General features: G+C 68.7%; 15 protein-coding genes. 6 read left to right on the top strand and 9 right to left on the bottom strand.

What is annotated here, in order from left to right; genetic code table 11:
- Nucleotides 1-107: 107 nt before the first annotated feature.
- A complete protein-coding gene (gene scpA / locus SK803_RS20180) occupies nt 108-2,243 on the bottom strand; it encodes a methylmalonyl-CoA mutase (protein ID WP_319967571.1) in 2,136 nt (711 codons plus the stop codon).
- The gene (locus SK803_RS20175) at nt 2,240-4,000 is read right to left on the bottom strand and encodes a methylmalonyl-CoA mutase family protein (RefSeq protein WP_319967570.1); all 1,761 of its coding nucleotides are present in this window, start codon (nt 3,998-4,000) and stop codon (nt 2,240-2,242) included. Before SK803_RS20175 ends, scpA begins: the two co-directional genes overlap by 4 nt.
- 90 nt (nt 4,001-4,090) lie before the next feature.
- On the opposite strand from SK803_RS20175, the gene SK803_RS20170 reads away from it, so the two are divergent.
- Genes SK803_RS20170 through SK803_RS20160 form a run of 3 tightly spaced genes read left to right on the top strand, consistent with a single transcriptional unit; the run spans nt 4,091 to nt 8,127 of the window.
- A complete protein-coding gene (locus tag SK803_RS20170; protein WP_319967569.1) occupies nt 4,091-5,728 on the top strand; it encodes a serine/threonine-protein kinase in 1,638 nt (545 codons plus the stop codon).
- A 9-nt stretch (nt 5,729-5,737) separates the two neighbouring features.
- Nucleotides 5,738-6,529: a purine-nucleoside phosphorylase gene (locus tag SK803_RS20165; protein WP_319967568.1), complete on the top strand. Its 792-nt coding sequence runs from the start codon at nt 5,738-5,740 to the stop codon at nt 6,527-6,529.
- On the top strand, nt 6,526-8,127 hold the full coding sequence (locus SK803_RS20160; protein WP_319967567.1) for a phospho-sugar mutase: 1,602 nt from the start codon (nt 6,526-6,528) through the stop codon (nt 8,125-8,127). Before SK803_RS20165 ends, SK803_RS20160 begins: the two co-directional genes overlap by 4 nt.
- Before the next feature lies 1 nt (nt 8,128).
- On the opposite strand, the gene SK803_RS20155 is transcribed toward SK803_RS20160, so the two are convergent.
- Entirely contained in the window at nt 8,129-8,464 is a 336-nt protein-coding gene (locus SK803_RS20155; protein WP_319967566.1) for a hypothetical protein, read from the bottom strand.
- Between the two features lie 110 nt (nt 8,465-8,574).
- Here SK803_RS20155 and SK803_RS20150 point away from each other — a divergent pair, with 110 nt between their 5' ends.
- Together SK803_RS20150 and SK803_RS20145 are read left to right on the top strand one after the other, a co-directional pair.
- Nucleotides 8,575-9,042 carry a hypothetical protein gene (locus SK803_RS20150; protein ID WP_319967565.1) on the top strand — a complete coding sequence of 156 codons (468 nt, stop codon included), beginning with the start codon at nt 8,575-8,577 and terminating at the stop codon, nt 9,040-9,042.
- Nucleotides 9,042-9,494 (top strand): flavodoxin family protein, encoded by a 453-nt coding sequence (locus SK803_RS20145; protein ID WP_319967564.1) that lies wholly within the window; start codon nt 9,042-9,044, stop codon nt 9,492-9,494. Before SK803_RS20150 ends, SK803_RS20145 begins: the two co-directional genes overlap by 1 nt.
- 70 nt (nt 9,495-9,564) lie before the next feature.
- Here the strand turns inward: SK803_RS20145 and SK803_RS20140 are convergent, their stop codons facing one another.
- From SK803_RS20140 to SK803_RS20125, 4 genes are read right to left on the bottom strand one after another with little or no spacing between them, the layout of a single operon-like run.
- A complete protein-coding gene (locus SK803_RS20140; protein WP_319967597.1) occupies nt 9,565-10,482 on the bottom strand; it encodes an aldo/keto reductase in 918 nt (305 codons plus the stop codon).
- 47 nt (nt 10,483-10,529) lie between these two features.
- Entirely contained in the window at nt 10,530-10,907 is a 378-nt protein-coding gene (locus SK803_RS20135) for a MerR family transcriptional regulator (protein ID WP_319967563.1), read from the bottom strand.
- Between the two features lie 34 nt (nt 10,908-10,941).
- Complete coding sequence (locus SK803_RS20130; protein WP_045315410.1) at nt 10,942-11,328, bottom strand: type II toxin-antitoxin system death-on-curing family toxin; 387 nt, start codon at nt 11,326-11,328, stop codon at nt 10,942-10,944.
- Nucleotides 11,329-11,360: 32 nt separating this feature from the next.
- Nucleotides 11,361-11,567 carry a ribbon-helix-helix protein, CopG family gene (locus tag SK803_RS20125; protein ID WP_319967562.1) on the bottom strand — a complete coding sequence of 69 codons (207 nt, stop codon included), beginning with the start codon at nt 11,565-11,567 and terminating at the stop codon, nt 11,361-11,363.
- Between the two features lie 56 nt (nt 11,568-11,623).
- Here SK803_RS20125 and SK803_RS20120 point away from each other — a divergent pair, with 56 nt between their 5' ends.
- Nucleotides 11,624-12,247 carry a TetR/AcrR family transcriptional regulator gene (locus tag SK803_RS20120; protein ID WP_319967561.1) on the top strand — a complete coding sequence of 208 codons (624 nt, stop codon included), beginning with the start codon at nt 11,624-11,626 and terminating at the stop codon, nt 12,245-12,247.
- Nucleotides 12,248-12,323: 76 nt separating this feature from the next.
- On the opposite strand, the gene SK803_RS20115 is transcribed toward SK803_RS20120, so the two are convergent.
- Together SK803_RS20115 and upp are read right to left on the bottom strand one after the other, a co-directional pair.
- Nucleotides 12,324-13,622: a glycoside hydrolase family 18 protein gene (locus SK803_RS20115; protein WP_319967560.1), complete on the bottom strand. Its 1,299-nt coding sequence runs from the start codon at nt 13,620-13,622 to the stop codon at nt 12,324-12,326.
- Nucleotides 13,623-13,716: 94 nt separating this feature from the next.
- Nucleotides 13,717-14,340: a uracil phosphoribosyltransferase gene (upp, locus tag SK803_RS20110; protein ID WP_319967559.1), complete on the bottom strand. Its 624-nt coding sequence runs from the start codon at nt 14,338-14,340 to the stop codon at nt 13,717-13,719.
- Nucleotides 14,341-14,350: the final 10 nt, after the last annotated feature.

Below are 14,350 nucleotides of genomic sequence, written 5' to 3'. Positions count from 1 at the left end.
GTGTCTCCCCCGCGCCCTCATATCGGGCATATGGGGGCGCGGGGGAGACACCGCGAGGGATCCTGCTGAGCACCGAAAGAACCCGGTGAAGGTGGGTGGTCATCGCACTACCCATGATGGCCGAGCTGATCTGCGAGTTTCACCAGCAAATCCTTGGCCGCGTCCGCGATCACGGTGCCCGGCGGGAAGATCGCCGCCGCGCCCGCCGCGTACAGCTCGTCGAAGTCCTGCGGCGGGATCACGCCACCGACGACGATCATGATGTCCGCCCGGCCTAGCTTGGTCAGCTCTTCCTTCAGCGCCGGCACCAGCGTGAGGTGCCCCGCTGCCAGGGAGGACACGCCGACGATGTGCACGTCGGCCTCGGTGGCCTGGCGCGCGACCTCGTCCGGCGTCTGGAACAGCGGGCCGACGTCGACGTCGAAGCCGAGGTCCGCGAACGCCGTCGCGATCACCTTCTGGCCGCGGTCGTGCCCGTCCTGCCCCATCTTGGCGACCAGGATGCGCGGCCGGCGACCCTCCTCCTCCGCGAACGCCTCGACGACCTCGCGGCAGGCGTCCACGTTGGACACTGAACCGACCTCCTGCCGGTAGACCCCGGAAATGGTGCGGATCTGCGCGCTGTGCCGTCCCCACACCTTGCCGAGCGACTCGGAGATCTCGCCGACGGTGGCCTTGGCGCGGGCGGCGTTGATCGCCAGCTCCAGCAGGTTGCCACCGCCGTTCGCCGCGTTCGTGAGGGCGTCGAGCGCACTGTCCACAGCGGACTGGTCGCGTTCTTCCTTCAACCGCCTGAGCTTTTCCAGCTGCTGGACGCGGACGCCCGCATTGTCGACCTTGAGCACGTCGATCTGCTCGTCGTTGCTCACCAGGTACTTGTTGACGCCGATGACGGGCTGCCGGCCGGAGTCGATGCGCGCCTGCGTGCGGGCGGCGGCCTCCTCGATGCGCAGCTTGGGAATGCCCTCGTCGATCGCGCGGGCCATGCCGCCGGCCTTCTCGACCTCGGTGATGTGCTGCCACGCCTTCGCGGCGAGTTCGTTCGTCAGCCGTTCGACGTACGCGCTGCCACCCCACGGGTCGATCACGCGCGTCGTGCCGGACTCCTGCTGGAGCAGCAGCTGCGTGTTGCGGGCGATGCGCGCGGAGAAGTCGGTGGGCAGTGCGAGCGCCTCGTCGAGTGCGTTGGTGTGCAACGACTGCGTGTGCCCCTGCGTCGCCGCCATCGCCTCGACGCACGTGCGCGCGACGTTGTTGAACACGTCCTGCGCCGTCAGCGACCACCCGCTCGTCTGGCAGTGCGTGCGCAGACTGAGGGACTTCTGGCTCTTCGGCTCGAACCCGTTGACCAGCTTGGCCCAGAGCAGGCGCGCGGCCCGCATCTTGGCGATCTCCATGAAGAAGTTCATGCCGATCGCCCAGAAGAAGCTGAGCCGCGGCGCGAACGCGTCGACGTCCAGCCCGGCTTCCTTACCGGCGCGGATGTACTCGACGCCGTCCGCCAGCGTGTAGGCCAGCTCCAGGTCGGCGGTCGCTCCGGCCTCCTGCATGTGGTAGCCGGAGATCGAGATGGAGTTGTACTTCGGCATGTGCCGGCTGGTGTAGCTGAAGATGTCGGAGATGATCCGCATCGACGCCGCGGGCGGGTAGATGTAGGTGTTGCGGACCATGAACTCCTTGAGGATGTCGTTCTGGATGGTCCCCATGAGCTGCTCCGGCTTCACCCCCTGCTCCTCCGCCGCCACGACGAACAGCGCGAGAATCGGCAGCACCGCACCGTTCATCGTCATCGACACGGACATCTTGTCCAGCGGAATGCCGTCGAACAGCGTGCGCATGTCGTAGATCGAGTCGATCGCCACCCCGGCCATGCCGACGTCACCGGCGACGCGCGGATGGTCCGAGTCGTAACCGCGGTGCGTCGCCAGGTCGAAAGCCACGGAGAGGCCTTTTTGGCCGGCCGCGAGGTTGCGGCGGTAGAAGGCGTTCGACTCCTCGGCCGTCGAGAAGCCCGCGTACTGGCGGACGGTCCACGGCTGGTTGACGTACATCGTCGGGTACGGGCCGCGGAGGAACGGCGCGACGCCGGGGTAGGTCCGCAGGAAGTCCAGGCCGTCCACATCGGACGGGCCGTAGACCGGCTTGACCGCGATGCCCTCCGGCGTCTCCCACACCGGGAGGTCGGTCTCGTACTTGGCCGACGGGAGCGGGCCGAGGTCGATGTCCGCGAAGTTGGGGATCATCGCTCCACTCCCATGAACTCGAAGGTGTTGTTCAGGATCTCGAGCGCCGGGCAGCCCATGAACACGAAGCCGTCGACCTTGGCGTCGCTCTTCTTGCCGGCCAGGAGTACCCGTTCGGCGCCGGCTTTGCGCAGGGCCTCCACGGTTTCGACGGCCAGGTCGGCGTAGCTGGTGTCGCTGCCGCAGACGACCGCGATCTTGGCACCGGACTCGGCGAACTTCTCGGCCACCTCGTCGGCGGTCTTGGTCGGACCCGCGTTGGGGGTGGCGAAACCACCGGCGTTGAAGAGGTTCGCGGCGAAGGTGGCGCGGGCGGTGTGCGCGGAGACCGGGCCGAGGGTGGCGAGGAAGACCTGCGGGCGTTCGGGCTGGGCGTCGGCGAGGTCGCGCAGCTCTTCGAAGGCCTGTGCATAACGGACCCTCGGCAGCCCGAACTTGTCAGACCTGCTTGAGACACTTGGGATGGGGGGTGCATCCCCCCTGGGGGCCTGCGAGTCGGAATCGATTCCGGGCCCCGGTTCGCGGACGACCGGCTTCTCGCCGAGGTTCGGGAACTCACTCACACCCGTGATCGGGTCGCTGCGATCCGCCAGCCGCGCCGACCGCTTCGCCCACGTCTCCGCGAGCCGAGCAGCGACCAGCCCGTGCGCGGCAGGCAGCCCACCCGCCCGTTCGATCTCCTGGAACCACGACCAGGCGGCAACAGCCAGCTCGTCGGTCAGCTTCTCCACGTACCAGGACCCAGCCGCGGGGTCGATCACCTCGCCGAGGTGCGACTCCTCCAGCAGCAGGTTCTGCGTGTTGCGGGCCACCCGGCGGGCGAACTCGTCCGGCAGTCCGATGGCCGCGTCGAACGGCTGCACCGTCACCGAGTCGGCGCCACCGAGGCCGGCGGCCAGGGTCGCGACCGTGGTGCGCAGCATGTTCACCCACGGGTCGCGGCGGGTCATCATCGCCGACGACGTCACCGCGTGCTGCACCTGCGGCACGTCGACGCCGGACACCTCGGCCACGCGCGCCCACAGGCGGCGGGCGGCGCGCAGCTTGGCAATGGTCATGAACTGGTCGGCGGTCGCGGCGTAGCGGAACTCCAGCTGAGCGAAGGCCTCCTCAACGCCAAGCCCCGCGTCCGTCAGAGCACGCAGGTACGACACCGCCAGCGCGAGAGAGGCGCCCAGCTCTTCCGAGTCCGAACCACCTGCGTCGTGGAACGGCAGCGCGTCCACCACCACGGTCCGCAACGACGGGAACTGCTTGCGAGCGTCCTTGATGACGTCGAGTGCCTCACCGAAAGGCGTCAGCGCGAGGTTGCCGCGCACCTCTTCCGGCAGCAGCGGCGCCTGGTCGTAGATCCGCAGCATCGCGCGCGCCGCGTCCACGTCGCCGTCGAGCGTGATCGGCGCGAGGTCGAGGTAGACGCCGTCGAGGACGCGTTCCAGAGAATCAGCCGGAAGAGCGAGCCACAACGAGGTGACGCCGCCCTCCAGGTCGTTCATCAGGGCGACCGGATCGGGAACGGCGTGGCGCTGGCGCACGTCCCAGCCCTGCTTCACCGGGGCGAGAGCGTAGGCGGGCAGCGCGTCGTCGAGGGTGTAGAGCGGCTGCAGTTCGATGCCGTCGTAAGTCTTCGTGACCAGCGATTCGTAGCTCGCGCCGGTCTTGCGGAGGACGGCGTCGACCAGCTCACGCCACTGTTCCCTCGACGCCGAGGGGAACTCGTTCGGGCGGAATTCGGCGGGCAAGGCCAACTCCATCATGCGTTGCAGTGTTACCGACCAGTACCGACACGGCTATGTGAGGTTCACCGCCGTTAACGATGCAGCCAGTCTGTCAGGAAGAATGAACCAGTGGAAAACGGTGACCAGGAGCGCTTGATCGCGGCTCGGTACCGCCTGCTGCATCTGCTGGGGCGAGGGTCCATGGGCACCGTCTGGGCTGCTCACGACGAGGTGCTGCGCAGGCAGGTCGCGGTGAAGGAGATCCTGCGGCCGCCAGGAATGACCGATGTCGCGGCCGATGAGCTGCGGGAACGGACCATGCGCGAGGCACGTGCCGTCGCCGCGCTCTCCCACCCGAACCTCGTCACGCTCTACGACGTCGTGCAGCACGACGGCGACCCGTACGTCGTGATGGAGCTCGTGCCGTCGCGCAGCCTGAGCGAGTTGCTGCAGGAGCAGGGCTGCCTCACCGAGAAACAGGGCGCGGCGGTGCTGGACGCGGTCGCGGCGGCGCTGGCGGCGGCGCACCGGGTCGGCATCACGCACCGGGACGTCAAGCCGGGCAACGTGCTGATCGCGGACGACGGCCGGGTGAAGCTCACCGACTTCGGCATCGCGCGCAACGTCGCCGAGGCCACCATGACCGCGCGGGGCATCACGCTGGGCACACCCGCCTACATCGCGCCCGAGGTCGCGCAGGGCGGTGACGTGTCGGCGGCCGCTGACCGGTGGTCGCTCGGCGCGACGCTGTGGGCCGCGATGGCCGGTGAGCCGCCGTACGTGGGCAAGAACGTCATGCAGACGATCAACGCGGTGATCAACGGCGACGTGCCGGTGCCTGCGGGTGCCGGGCGGCTCGCGCCGGTGATCAGCGGGTTGATGCAGAAGGAACCGGCCGCGCGGCTGTCGCTGGTCGACGTGCGCAGGCAGGTCTACTCGCTGCTGCCGGAGCCCGGCACCGACGCGTTCGAGGTCCGCGAGTCGGTGCAGCTGCCGATCGTCGTGCGACCGAAACCGAAGATCGAGCCGGACGCTCCGCTGGCCGACGACCCCGGCCCGTTGCCGTTCATGATCACCAAGCCGATCCCGCCGCAACAACCGCGCGGGCGGGTGGCCACCACGTTCATGGTGTTCGTGGCCGTACTGCTGTTCGTGGCGGGCTCGGGCGGCGGCTTCGCGCTGACCCGGCTGGCCGCTGGCGCGCCGCTGCTGCCGCCGACCGAACAGACCTTGCAGACGCTGCCGACCCTGCCCACGTCCGCGACGCTGGAACCGCGGACGGCGCTGGCCATCACCGCGAACGGCGACCAGGGCGGGAAGTTCACGCTGAACGTCGAGGCGAGCTGGTCGACCTACAGCGAACAGCGCGCGGCGGACAAGCTGATGCCGCCTTCCTCGGTGGTGCACTTCGTGTCGGGCACCGGCGCGTACGAGGTCACGGTGCAGCGGTTCCCCGACTACTACCCGAAGCGCACGATCAACACGTACACGTCGAGCGTGCAGGCGCGGTGGCCGAACCGGTTCTTCGGCGGCGAGAAGGTGCCGACGCCGAACCTCGCCGGGCCGCGCATCGAGGACGGCATCCAGTTCATCTACCGGACGGTGGAGGGTGACGAACCCAACGCGCTGAGGAGGTCGCACTTCTCTCGCGTGCTCCCGCACGGCAACGACCTGTGGGTGGTCGAGGTCATCGTGCCGACCGAACAGGAAGACGAAGCGCGAGTCCGTCTCTTCGACGCGATCGCCTCGACGTTCGCACCGGTTTAAGCTCTCGCGGTGACTCCAGAAGAGCTGGCCGGCAAGGCCGCGGAAGAGATCCAGAGCCGCACCGGCGTGGCGAAGCACGACATCGCGATCGTGCTCGGCTCCGGCTGGCGGCCCGCCGCCGACGTGATCGGCGAGCCGGTCAGCGAGATCCCAGTCGGTGAACTGACGGGCTTCGAAGCGCCGACCGCGCTCGGCCACGGCGGCACCATCCGTTCCGTCGAGGTGGGCGGCAAGAAGGTGCTCGTCGTCCTCGGCCGCACGCACGGCTACGAGGGCAAGGGCGTCCAGAAGGTCGTGCACGGCGTGCGCACCGCCGCTGCCGCGGGTGTGTCGTCGATCGTGCTGACCAACGCCGCCGGTGGCCTGCGGCAGGGCATGGCCGTCGGGCAGCCCGTGCTGATCTCCGACCACCTCAACCTGACCACGCTGTCGCCGCTGGTCGGCGCCCGGTTCGTGGACCTCACGGACCTGTACTCGCCGCGGCTGCGCAAGCTGGCGCAGGAGATCGACTCCTCGCTGGAGGAGGGCGTGTACGCCGGGCTGCCCGGGCCGCACTTCGAGACGCCCGCCGAGATCCGGATGCTGCGCACCATGGGCGCGGACCTGGTCGGCATGTCGACCGTGCACGAGGCCATCGCCGCACGCGCCGAGGGTGTCGAGGTGTTCGGCCTGTCGCTGGTCACGAACCTCGCGGCGGGCATCACCGGCGAGCCGCTGAACCACCAGGAGGTGCTGGAGGCCGGTGCCGCCGCCGCCCAGCGCATGGGCACGCTGCTGCGCGAGCTGGTGGACCGGGCATGAGCCTGACGCCGGCCCTGCGTGACGCGACGTTCCGGTGGATCGCCGACGACCCCACCGCGGCCACCCGCGAGGAGCTGCAGGGAGTGCTGGCTCGTGCCATGGGCGGTGATTCCGTCGCGCTGGCCGAGTTGCAGGACCGGATGGCCGGGCCGCTGACGTTCGGCACCGCCGGGCTGCGCGGGCCGGTGCGGGCGGGCACGAACGGCATGAACGTGGCCACCGTGGTCCGCACGACCGCCGGGCTGGCGTCCTGGCTCGGATCCCCCGGCCTGGTGTTCGTCGGTCGCGACGCCCGGCACGGGTCGGAGGAGTTCGCCACGGCCGCAGCCGAGGTGATGGCGGCCGCGGGCTTCGACGTGCGGATGCTCCCGGACCCGTTGCCGACGCCGGTGCTGGCGTTCCTGGTGCGCAACCACAACGCGGTGGCGGGGATCCAGATCACCGCGTCGCACAACCCGCCCGCCGACAACGGCTACAAGCTCTACCTGTCCGGCGGTTCGCAGATCGTGCCGCCGTCGGACGGGGAGATCGAGAAGGCGATCGAGGCCGTTCCGGCAGCGGTTTCCGTGCCGCGTTCACCTTCGTACTCGACGGTGACCGAGGCCGAGATCGACGCGTACCTGGACCGGGTGGCCGCGCTGCCTTCCGGCCAGGCGCGCGCGCTGAAGATCGCGTTGACGCCGATGCACGGCGTCGGCGGCGCGTTCGCCGTGGAAGCGTTGCGGCGCGCGGGTTTCACCGACGTGCACGTGGTGCGGTCGCAGGCGGTGCCGGACCCGGACTTCCCGACCGTGGTGTTCCCGAACCCCGAGGAGCCGGGCGCGTCCGACGAGCTGCTCTCCCTCGCGGCATCGGTGAACGCGGACCTGGCCATCGCCCTGGACCCGGACGCCGACCGGTGCGCGCTGGGCGTGCGCGACGGCGACACGTGGCGGATGCTGCGCGGTGACGAGACGGGCGTGCTGCTCGGCTCGCTCGTGCTGTCCACCACCGAGTCCGCGGACCCGCTGGTGGCGACGACGATCGTGTCCTCGTCGCTGTTGAAGTCGATCGCGGCGGCGCACGGTGCCCGGTACGCGGAGACGCTGACCGGCTTCAAGTGGCTGGCGCGGGCGGGCGAAGGCCTGGTGTTCGCCTACGAGGAAGCACTCGGCAACTGCGTTGACCCAACTTTCGTCGCGGACAAGGACGGAGTGTCGGCTGCCGTCGTGGCCGCGGATCTGGCGGCCGGCCTGAAGGCGTCCGGACGGACGTTGCTCGACGCCCTGGACCAGCTGGCGTTGGACCACGGCCTGTACCTGACCGACCAGGTCTCCTTGCGCTACACCGACTTGAGCCTGATCGACGCGACGATGGCACGGCTGCGCGCGGAACCGCCTGCCGACTTCGCGTCGGAAGACCTGCTGCCCAGCGCGGACGTCCTGCGCTGGACGGCAGACGGCGTGCGCGTGGTCGTGCGACCGTCCGGCACCGAGCCGAAGCTCAAGGCGTACCTGGAGATCGTCGAGCCGGTCACGGACGGACTGGAGTCCGCCCGTGCGGCTGGTCAGGCTCGGCTCGCCGAGTTGCGGGAACGGGTAACGGCTCTCGTGAGTTAGATCAGCCGGCGAGCGCGATCATCAGGCACAGCGCGGCAAGAGCGAAGCCCCCGCCGGCCACCCAGTAGGCCCTTCTGGTCGGCGGGGCGATCGCGCCGCGACGCCCCTCGGTCACTGCCGCGACAGCGATCCGCCCGAAGATGTACGCGATCGCGCAGAGCCCCACGCCGAGTCCGAGCAACATCGTGTTGACGTCCCACGGGCTGTGGTCGAACCCCGGCCACAACGACGCGAAGAGGGGCCCGATGCCGATCATCCCGATACCGATCGCAAGGCCGAAACCCCAGGTGATGCGACGCTGACGAGGACTGGTGTGCATAAGGGCAGTGGTCTTCATGGTCCCTCCTGTGTACACCCTTCAGGACGCCTTTCCGCCTTCGGGGTTCCATGGTCGCTCGCTCTGATGACGTTGCGAGCACACCACTTCGTTGAACTAGGTTGCCACGCGTGGAATACACCCGCCATGACCTGGCACAGGCCGTCCTCGACGCGCATCCGGACAGCAAGCGCGGCCTCGACATGTTCCGCGGCGGCTTCAGCGACGACATGAAAGCGCACCAGGTACGCCTGCGCGACGGGCTGCTGAAAGCGTTCGGCATCGATCTCAAGGCCGACATGGCGCTGTTCATGATGCTGCGCGCCACGCTCGACTCGAACGCGGCTGTCAGGGGACCGATGAGCACGTTCGGCGAGGCCGGCCTGCTCCTCCGCAAGCTGGAAGGCACCGGGGTGCTGGACCGGGTGAATCAGATCGGCGAGCTGAACGTGCGGTCCCGGGAGCTGCACTTCGAGATCGTCGAGGAGCTGATCGGCCTCATGGGGCCTACCGTCGAGAAGGTGACCTCGGAGGACCTCAAGGCGATGCACGTGGACGACACACCGCCGAACCCCGACGACTACGAGATCGACTACTGATGGCCAGGTTGTTGATCGTCCACCACACGCCCTCGCCCGCCGTGCAGGCGATGTTCGAGGCCGTGGTCGCCGGCGCGTCCACGCCCGAGATCGAGGGCGTCGAAGTGGTGCGCCGGGCCGCGTTGTCCACAACCGCTGTGGATGTGCTGGAAGCCGACGGCTACCTGCTGGGCACGCCCGCGAACCTCGGCTACATGAGCGGTGCGTTGAAGCACTTCTTCGACACCGTCTACTACCCGTGTCTCGACTCCACGCGCGGCAGGCCGTTCGGGCTCTACGTGCACGGCAACAACGACACGACGGGTGCGGTGCGCGGCGTGGAGACGGCCACGACCGGGTTGGGCTGGGAGAAGGCCGCCCAGCACGTCGTCGTCACGGGTGAGCCGTCGAAGGCCGACCTGGAGGCGTGCTGGGAGCTCGGGGCCACCGTCGCGGCCCAGTTGTCCACATGAACCCAGGGTTGTCCACAGCTTCTTGTCCCCAACCTGTGGACAACCCTGGGGATATCTTCGAACGTATGTTCTAACGGCCGATCGAGCTCATGTCCGGGTACCGGTCACCGGCCACTGCCGACGCGGGCACGGCGGCCTCGATCGCGGCGAGATCGTCGGCGGACAGCTCCAGAGCGGCCGCCGCGACGTTCTCCTCCAGGTACTTGATCCGCTTGGTGCCCGGGATCGGCACCACGTCGTCGCCCCGGTGCTGCACCCAGGCCAACGCCAGCTGACCCGCGGTCACGCCGCGGTCGGCGGCCAGAGCGCGCAGCTCCTCGACCATCTTGAGGTTCGCGTCGAGGTTCGAGCCGGAGAACCGCGGCTGCGCCACGCTCCGGAAGTCGCCCGCACCGAAGTCACTGGCCGACGTGAAACGGCCGGTCAGCACGCCACGGCCGAGCGGCGAGTACGGCACCAGACCGATGCCCAGCTCACGCGCGGTCGGCACGATCTCGGTCTCGATGTCCCGCGACCACAGCGACCACTCGCTCTGCAGCGCCGTGATCGGGTGCACCGCGTGGGCCCGGCGCAGCGTCGACGCGCCCGCCTCGGACAGGCCGAGGAACCGCACCTTGCCCTCGGTGACCAGCTCGGCCATCGCCCCGACGGTCTCCTCGATGGGCGTGTCCGTCGGCACCCGGTGCAGGTAGTACAGGTCGATGACGTCGGTGCCGAGCCGCTTCAGAGACCCTTCGACGGACGCACGGACGTACTCGCGATCGCCTCGCACGCCGCGTCGGTCGCCGTCGCGCACGATGCCGAACTTCGTGGCCAGCACGACGGAGGAACGACGGTCCGCGATCGCGCGGCCCACCAGCTCCTCGTTGACGTGCGGCCCGTACATGTCGGCGGTGTCGAGCAGCGTCACGCCGAGCTCCAGGGCCCGGTGGATGACCGCGATCGACTCCGACTCGTCGCCGGCGCCGTAGAACTCCGACATTCCCATGCAGCCGAGCCCCTGCGGCCCGACCTCCAACGATCCCAACAAACGGCTCACGCCGTCGCCTCCAAGTCCCGCTCTACCACCGCGTAGTGGTCGATCTTGTAGTCCAGCACCTCAAGGGACGTCTGCAGCTCCGCGATGCGGGCGCGGACGTCGTTGCGGTGCTCGACGAGGATCTGCTTGCGGCGGCCTGCCGTCAGGTCGCCATGGTGCCTGAGCTGCGCGAACTCGCGCATCATGCGAATCGGCATGCCGGTCGTGCGCAGGCGCGTCACGAAGGCCAGCCAGCCGAGGTCCTCCTCCGAGTAGCTGCGGCGACCACCCGAGTCACGCGCGGGCGGGTCGACGAGCCCGATTCGTTCGTAGTAGCGCAAGGTGTCGATGGACAACCCACTGCGCTGCGCGGCTTGGGCTATCGAGTAACTCACGCCTTCGACGCTATGACCTAGAGCGCGCTCTAGGTCAAGCGGAATCCTTCGGGAGTCCCCACGCTTCGAGGTGGCCGGCCATCTCCGGGACGTCGATCTTGTCGCGGCCGAGAGCGCGCACGAGGTCCAGCGCGTCGTCCTCGTCGGCGTCGATCCAGTAGCCGTTGATGTCGCACATCGTGACGGCGGACACCCAGCCCAGCCGCCAGTTTCCCTCGACGAGAGGGCGGGTTCGCACGATCGAGTCGAGTAAAGCGGAGGACTTCAGCCACAGCGTGTCGTAGGCCTCCACGCCGAGCACGGTGGCGCGGGGACGGTAGGCCGCCGTGTCCAGCAGGCCGATGTCCCTGACGACGAGGTCGCCACCGGTCACGGCCGTGGCCAGCACTAAGAGGTCCCCGGCGTCGAGGTAGGAGATCACGGCACCCAGTTGATCACAGAGGTCTGACAGTTTCAGGAAGATCCGAGCCTATCCAAAAGACCTCGGTACTTGGGCAGGACTCGCCCGAGCACCTCGCCGAGCTTTTCCTCCTGCTGCATGCGCTGGTAACGGTCCGCGATCGCCAGCCGCACGACGTCCTGCTTGGAGCGACCCTCGGCCTGCGCCAGTTCGGCGAGCCGCAGGTTCTCCTCCTCGGTCAACCGCAAGGTCATCGCCATGCAGGGGACGGTACCAATCTGATACCACGCAGACCAGCGGCCGTTAGGATTGCGTGATGCCGCGGCCGAAGACCCACGACGACGCTCTGCGACGACGTCTGCTCGAGCGGGCGGGCGAGTTGCTCAGCACCGAGGGCCCCGCCGCGGTGAGCCTGAGGAAGATCGCCACCGACGTCAACACGTCGACCACGGCGGTCTATTCCCTCTTCGGCGGAAAACCGGCGTTGCTCGACGCGCTCTACGACGAGGCGTTCCACCGGTTCGGCACGCACCTGGCCTCCGTGGCGGTCACCGAGAACCCCGCCGAGGACCTGGTCCAGATCGGGCTGGCGTACCGGCGCAGCGCGCTCGCGGACCCGCAGTTCTACTCGGTGCTCTACTCGAAGGTCGTCGAACCGACGAGGGCGATGAGCCGCGCGGCGGGCCGGACGTTCGCGCCGGTGATCAACACGGTGCGGCGGGCGGTCGAGGGGAAGGTCTTCCTCGACGAGGACCCCGAGCAGATCGCCATGTCGATGTGGGGCATCGCGCACGGCCTGGTGAGCCTGGAGCTCAACGGAAACCTGCCGCCGGGCATCGATCCCGCCGCCACCTACGAGCGGGCGTTGCGCGCGCACGGCAGGGGGTGGCTTGCGGAATCCGGGGAGGCGGCCGCCGCGAAACCTCCCCGGACCCGCTGAACTGTCCGATCCGGACAGTCCGTTCTGGTGCGGCCTAACTGCAGGGCATTACTTCAGTGCGGCTATTTCAGGGCGGCTATTTCAGGGCGCCGTCGAGCGCCTTGATCAGCTGACCGTCAGCGGTGTCACCGTCGAGCGACCAGATCATCGCTCCACCGAGCCTGCGGTCGTTGATGAAGCGAGCCTTGCGCTTCATCTCCGTCGCGTCGTCGTAGGTCCACCACGTCTTGCCGTCGTAGATCCACGCGAAGCCGGCGCGCTCGTCGCGGTAGATCTTGTAGGTGTTGCCGGGTTCGGAGAGCTTCGCCGTGATGCGGTGGAAGTCCTCGTAGCCCGCCTCGTACTTGGCCGGCGCCGGCACACCGGTGCCGAACAGGCCGTTGCGCGTGCCGGGGGCGACGCCGTCCCAGCCGCGGCCGTAGAACGGGACGCCGAGCACCGCCTTCGAGCGCGGAGCACCGCGGCGCAGCCAGGCGTTGACCGTCACCTCGGAGCTGAACTCGAACTCCGAGGGGTCGCCCTTGGGCACCCGCAGCGCGGACTGCTGGTTCGCCGGGGCGTCCCACGCGCCGTGGTAGTCGTAGCCCTGCAGCGTGCCGAAGGTGAGGTAGCAGAACACCTTCGAGACCTCGAAGCCGCGATCGACCTGCACCGGGTCGGCCGGGAGGAACGCGGTCAGGTCGCGGTTCCAGCCCATCTGCTTGCGGTACTCGGCGAGCAGCTTGGTGAAGTTCTGCTTGTCCTCGGGGCGCACCACGTTGGGCGGCAGCATGTTGCCGTTGCTGGCGGGCCACTCCCAGTCGAGGTCGATGCCGTCGAAGACGCCCTTGGCGGCACCCGCGGGCAGGCCTGGCAGGTCGCCCTTGATCCACATGTCGGTGCACGACTTGACGTGCGCGGCGCGCGATTCAGGCGTCAGCGCGGCGTTGGAGAAGTAGCGCGAGCCCGTCCAGCCGCCCAGCGAGATGTTGATCCTCAGCTTGGGATACTTGACCTTGAGCTGCTTGAGCTGGTTCAGGTTGCCCATCAGGGCCTGACCGGCCTCGTCGGCCTTGCCGCTCACGGACTGCTCGGCGGTGTGCGGCATCTGCCAGTCGGCCCACGGGTCGGCGCTGACGCACTTGCCGGCCTCGTCGAGGAAACCGAAGGCGTAGTTCAGATGCGTGAGCCGCGCGGCGGCCCCGCTGTCCACGAGGTTCTTGACGCGGAAGTTCCGGTCGTACACGCCCCACTGGATGAAGTACCCAACGGTGCGGGTCTTCGAGTAACCGTGGTGCCCATTGGTCTCGACGTCGGCGTTCGCGGGCGCATGAGCCAGCGACGCGGACAGGGCGCCGACCGCAAGAGCGGCGACACCCCATCTCCGTCTGGACATGAGTCTCCTAAGTCGTTCGCGGCAGCGGCGATGTGGTCCACAGCACGATAGGCCTGAGGTCTAGACCACTGCTACGTCCGATCGGAGGTATGTCCTAAACCGCCCCGTACAGACGGTCACCGGCGTCGCCCAGGCCAGGCACGATGAAGCCGGAATCGTTCAACCTCTCGTCCACCGAAGCCGTAACGAGACGGCACGGGAGCTTCGAGTCCTCGAGATGGTTGATTCCCTCAGGTGCGGCGAGCACGCACACGGCCGTCACGTCGGTCGCGCCGCGCTGGGTCAGCAGGCGGATCGTGTACGCCATCGAGCCGCCCGTCGCGAGCATCGGGTCGAGCACGAGCACCGGCCGTCCGGCGAGGTCCTCCGGCAGCGACTCCATGTACGGCGTCGGCTGCAGCGTCTCCTCGTCGCGGGCGAGCCCGACGAACCCCATCTGCGCGTCCGGGATCAGCTTGTGCGCCTGGTCCGCCATGCCCAGGCCGGCCCGCAGCACCGGCACCAGCAGCGGCGGGTTTGCGAGCTTGTAGCCGGTGGTACGAGCAACCGGCGTGTGCGTGCGGTCTTCCTTCAGCGGCGCCTCGCGCATCGCTTCGTAGACCAGCATGACGGTGAGTTCCTGCAACGCCGCGCGGAAGGCGGCGTTGTCCGTGCGCGCGTCACGCATTGTTGTGAGTCTCGCCTTGGCGAGTGGATGATCGACGACGAGGACGTCCATGCTCGACACC

This window comes from Lentzea miocenica, assembly GCF_033949945.1.
Lineage (GTDB): Bacteria > Actinomycetota > Actinomycetes > Mycobacteriales > Pseudonocardiaceae > Lentzea > Lentzea miocenica.
The sequence above is the reverse complement of the archived record's forward strand: the minus strand, read 5'-3'. Positions and strand labels throughout refer to the sequence as shown.

Excerpts from the sequence above, each read along its gene's own strand:
- SK803_RS20120 (WP_319967561.1), top strand. The coding sequence starts at position 11,624 with ATGCCGCGGCCGAAGACCCACGACGACGCTCTGCGACGACGTCTGCTC.
- SK803_RS20125 (WP_319967562.1), bottom strand. The coding sequence starts at position 11,567 with ATGGCGATGACCTTGCGGTTGACCGAGGAGGAGAACCTGCGGCTCGCC.
- SK803_RS20160 (WP_319967567.1), top strand. The coding sequence starts at position 6,526 with ATGAGCCTGACGCCGGCCCTGCGTGACGCGACGTTCCGGTGGATCGCC.
- SK803_RS20145 (WP_319967564.1), top strand. The coding sequence starts at position 9,042 with ATGGCCAGGTTGTTGATCGTCCACCACACGCCCTCGCCCGCCGTGCAG.
- upp (WP_319967559.1), bottom strand. The coding sequence starts at position 14,340 with ATGGACGTCCTCGTCGTCGATCATCCACTCGCCAAGGCGAGACTCACA.
- scpA (WP_319967571.1), bottom strand. The coding sequence starts at position 2,243 with ATGATCCCCAACTTCGCGGACATCGACCTCGGCCCGCTCCCGTCGGCC.
- SK803_RS20140 (WP_319967597.1), bottom strand. The coding sequence starts at position 10,482 with ATGGGAATGTCGGAGTTCTACGGCGCCGGCGACGAGTCGGAGTCGATC.
- SK803_RS20115 (WP_319967560.1), bottom strand. The coding sequence starts at position 13,622 with ATGTCCAGACGGAGATGGGGTGTCGCCGCTCTTGCGGTCGGCGCCCTG.
- SK803_RS20155 (WP_319967566.1), bottom strand. The coding sequence starts at position 8,464 with ATGAAGACCACTGCCCTTATGCACACCAGTCCTCGTCAGCGTCGCATC.
- SK803_RS20175 (WP_319967570.1), bottom strand. The coding sequence starts at position 4,000 with ATGATGGAGTTGGCCTTGCCCGCCGAATTCCGCCCGAACGAGTTCCCC.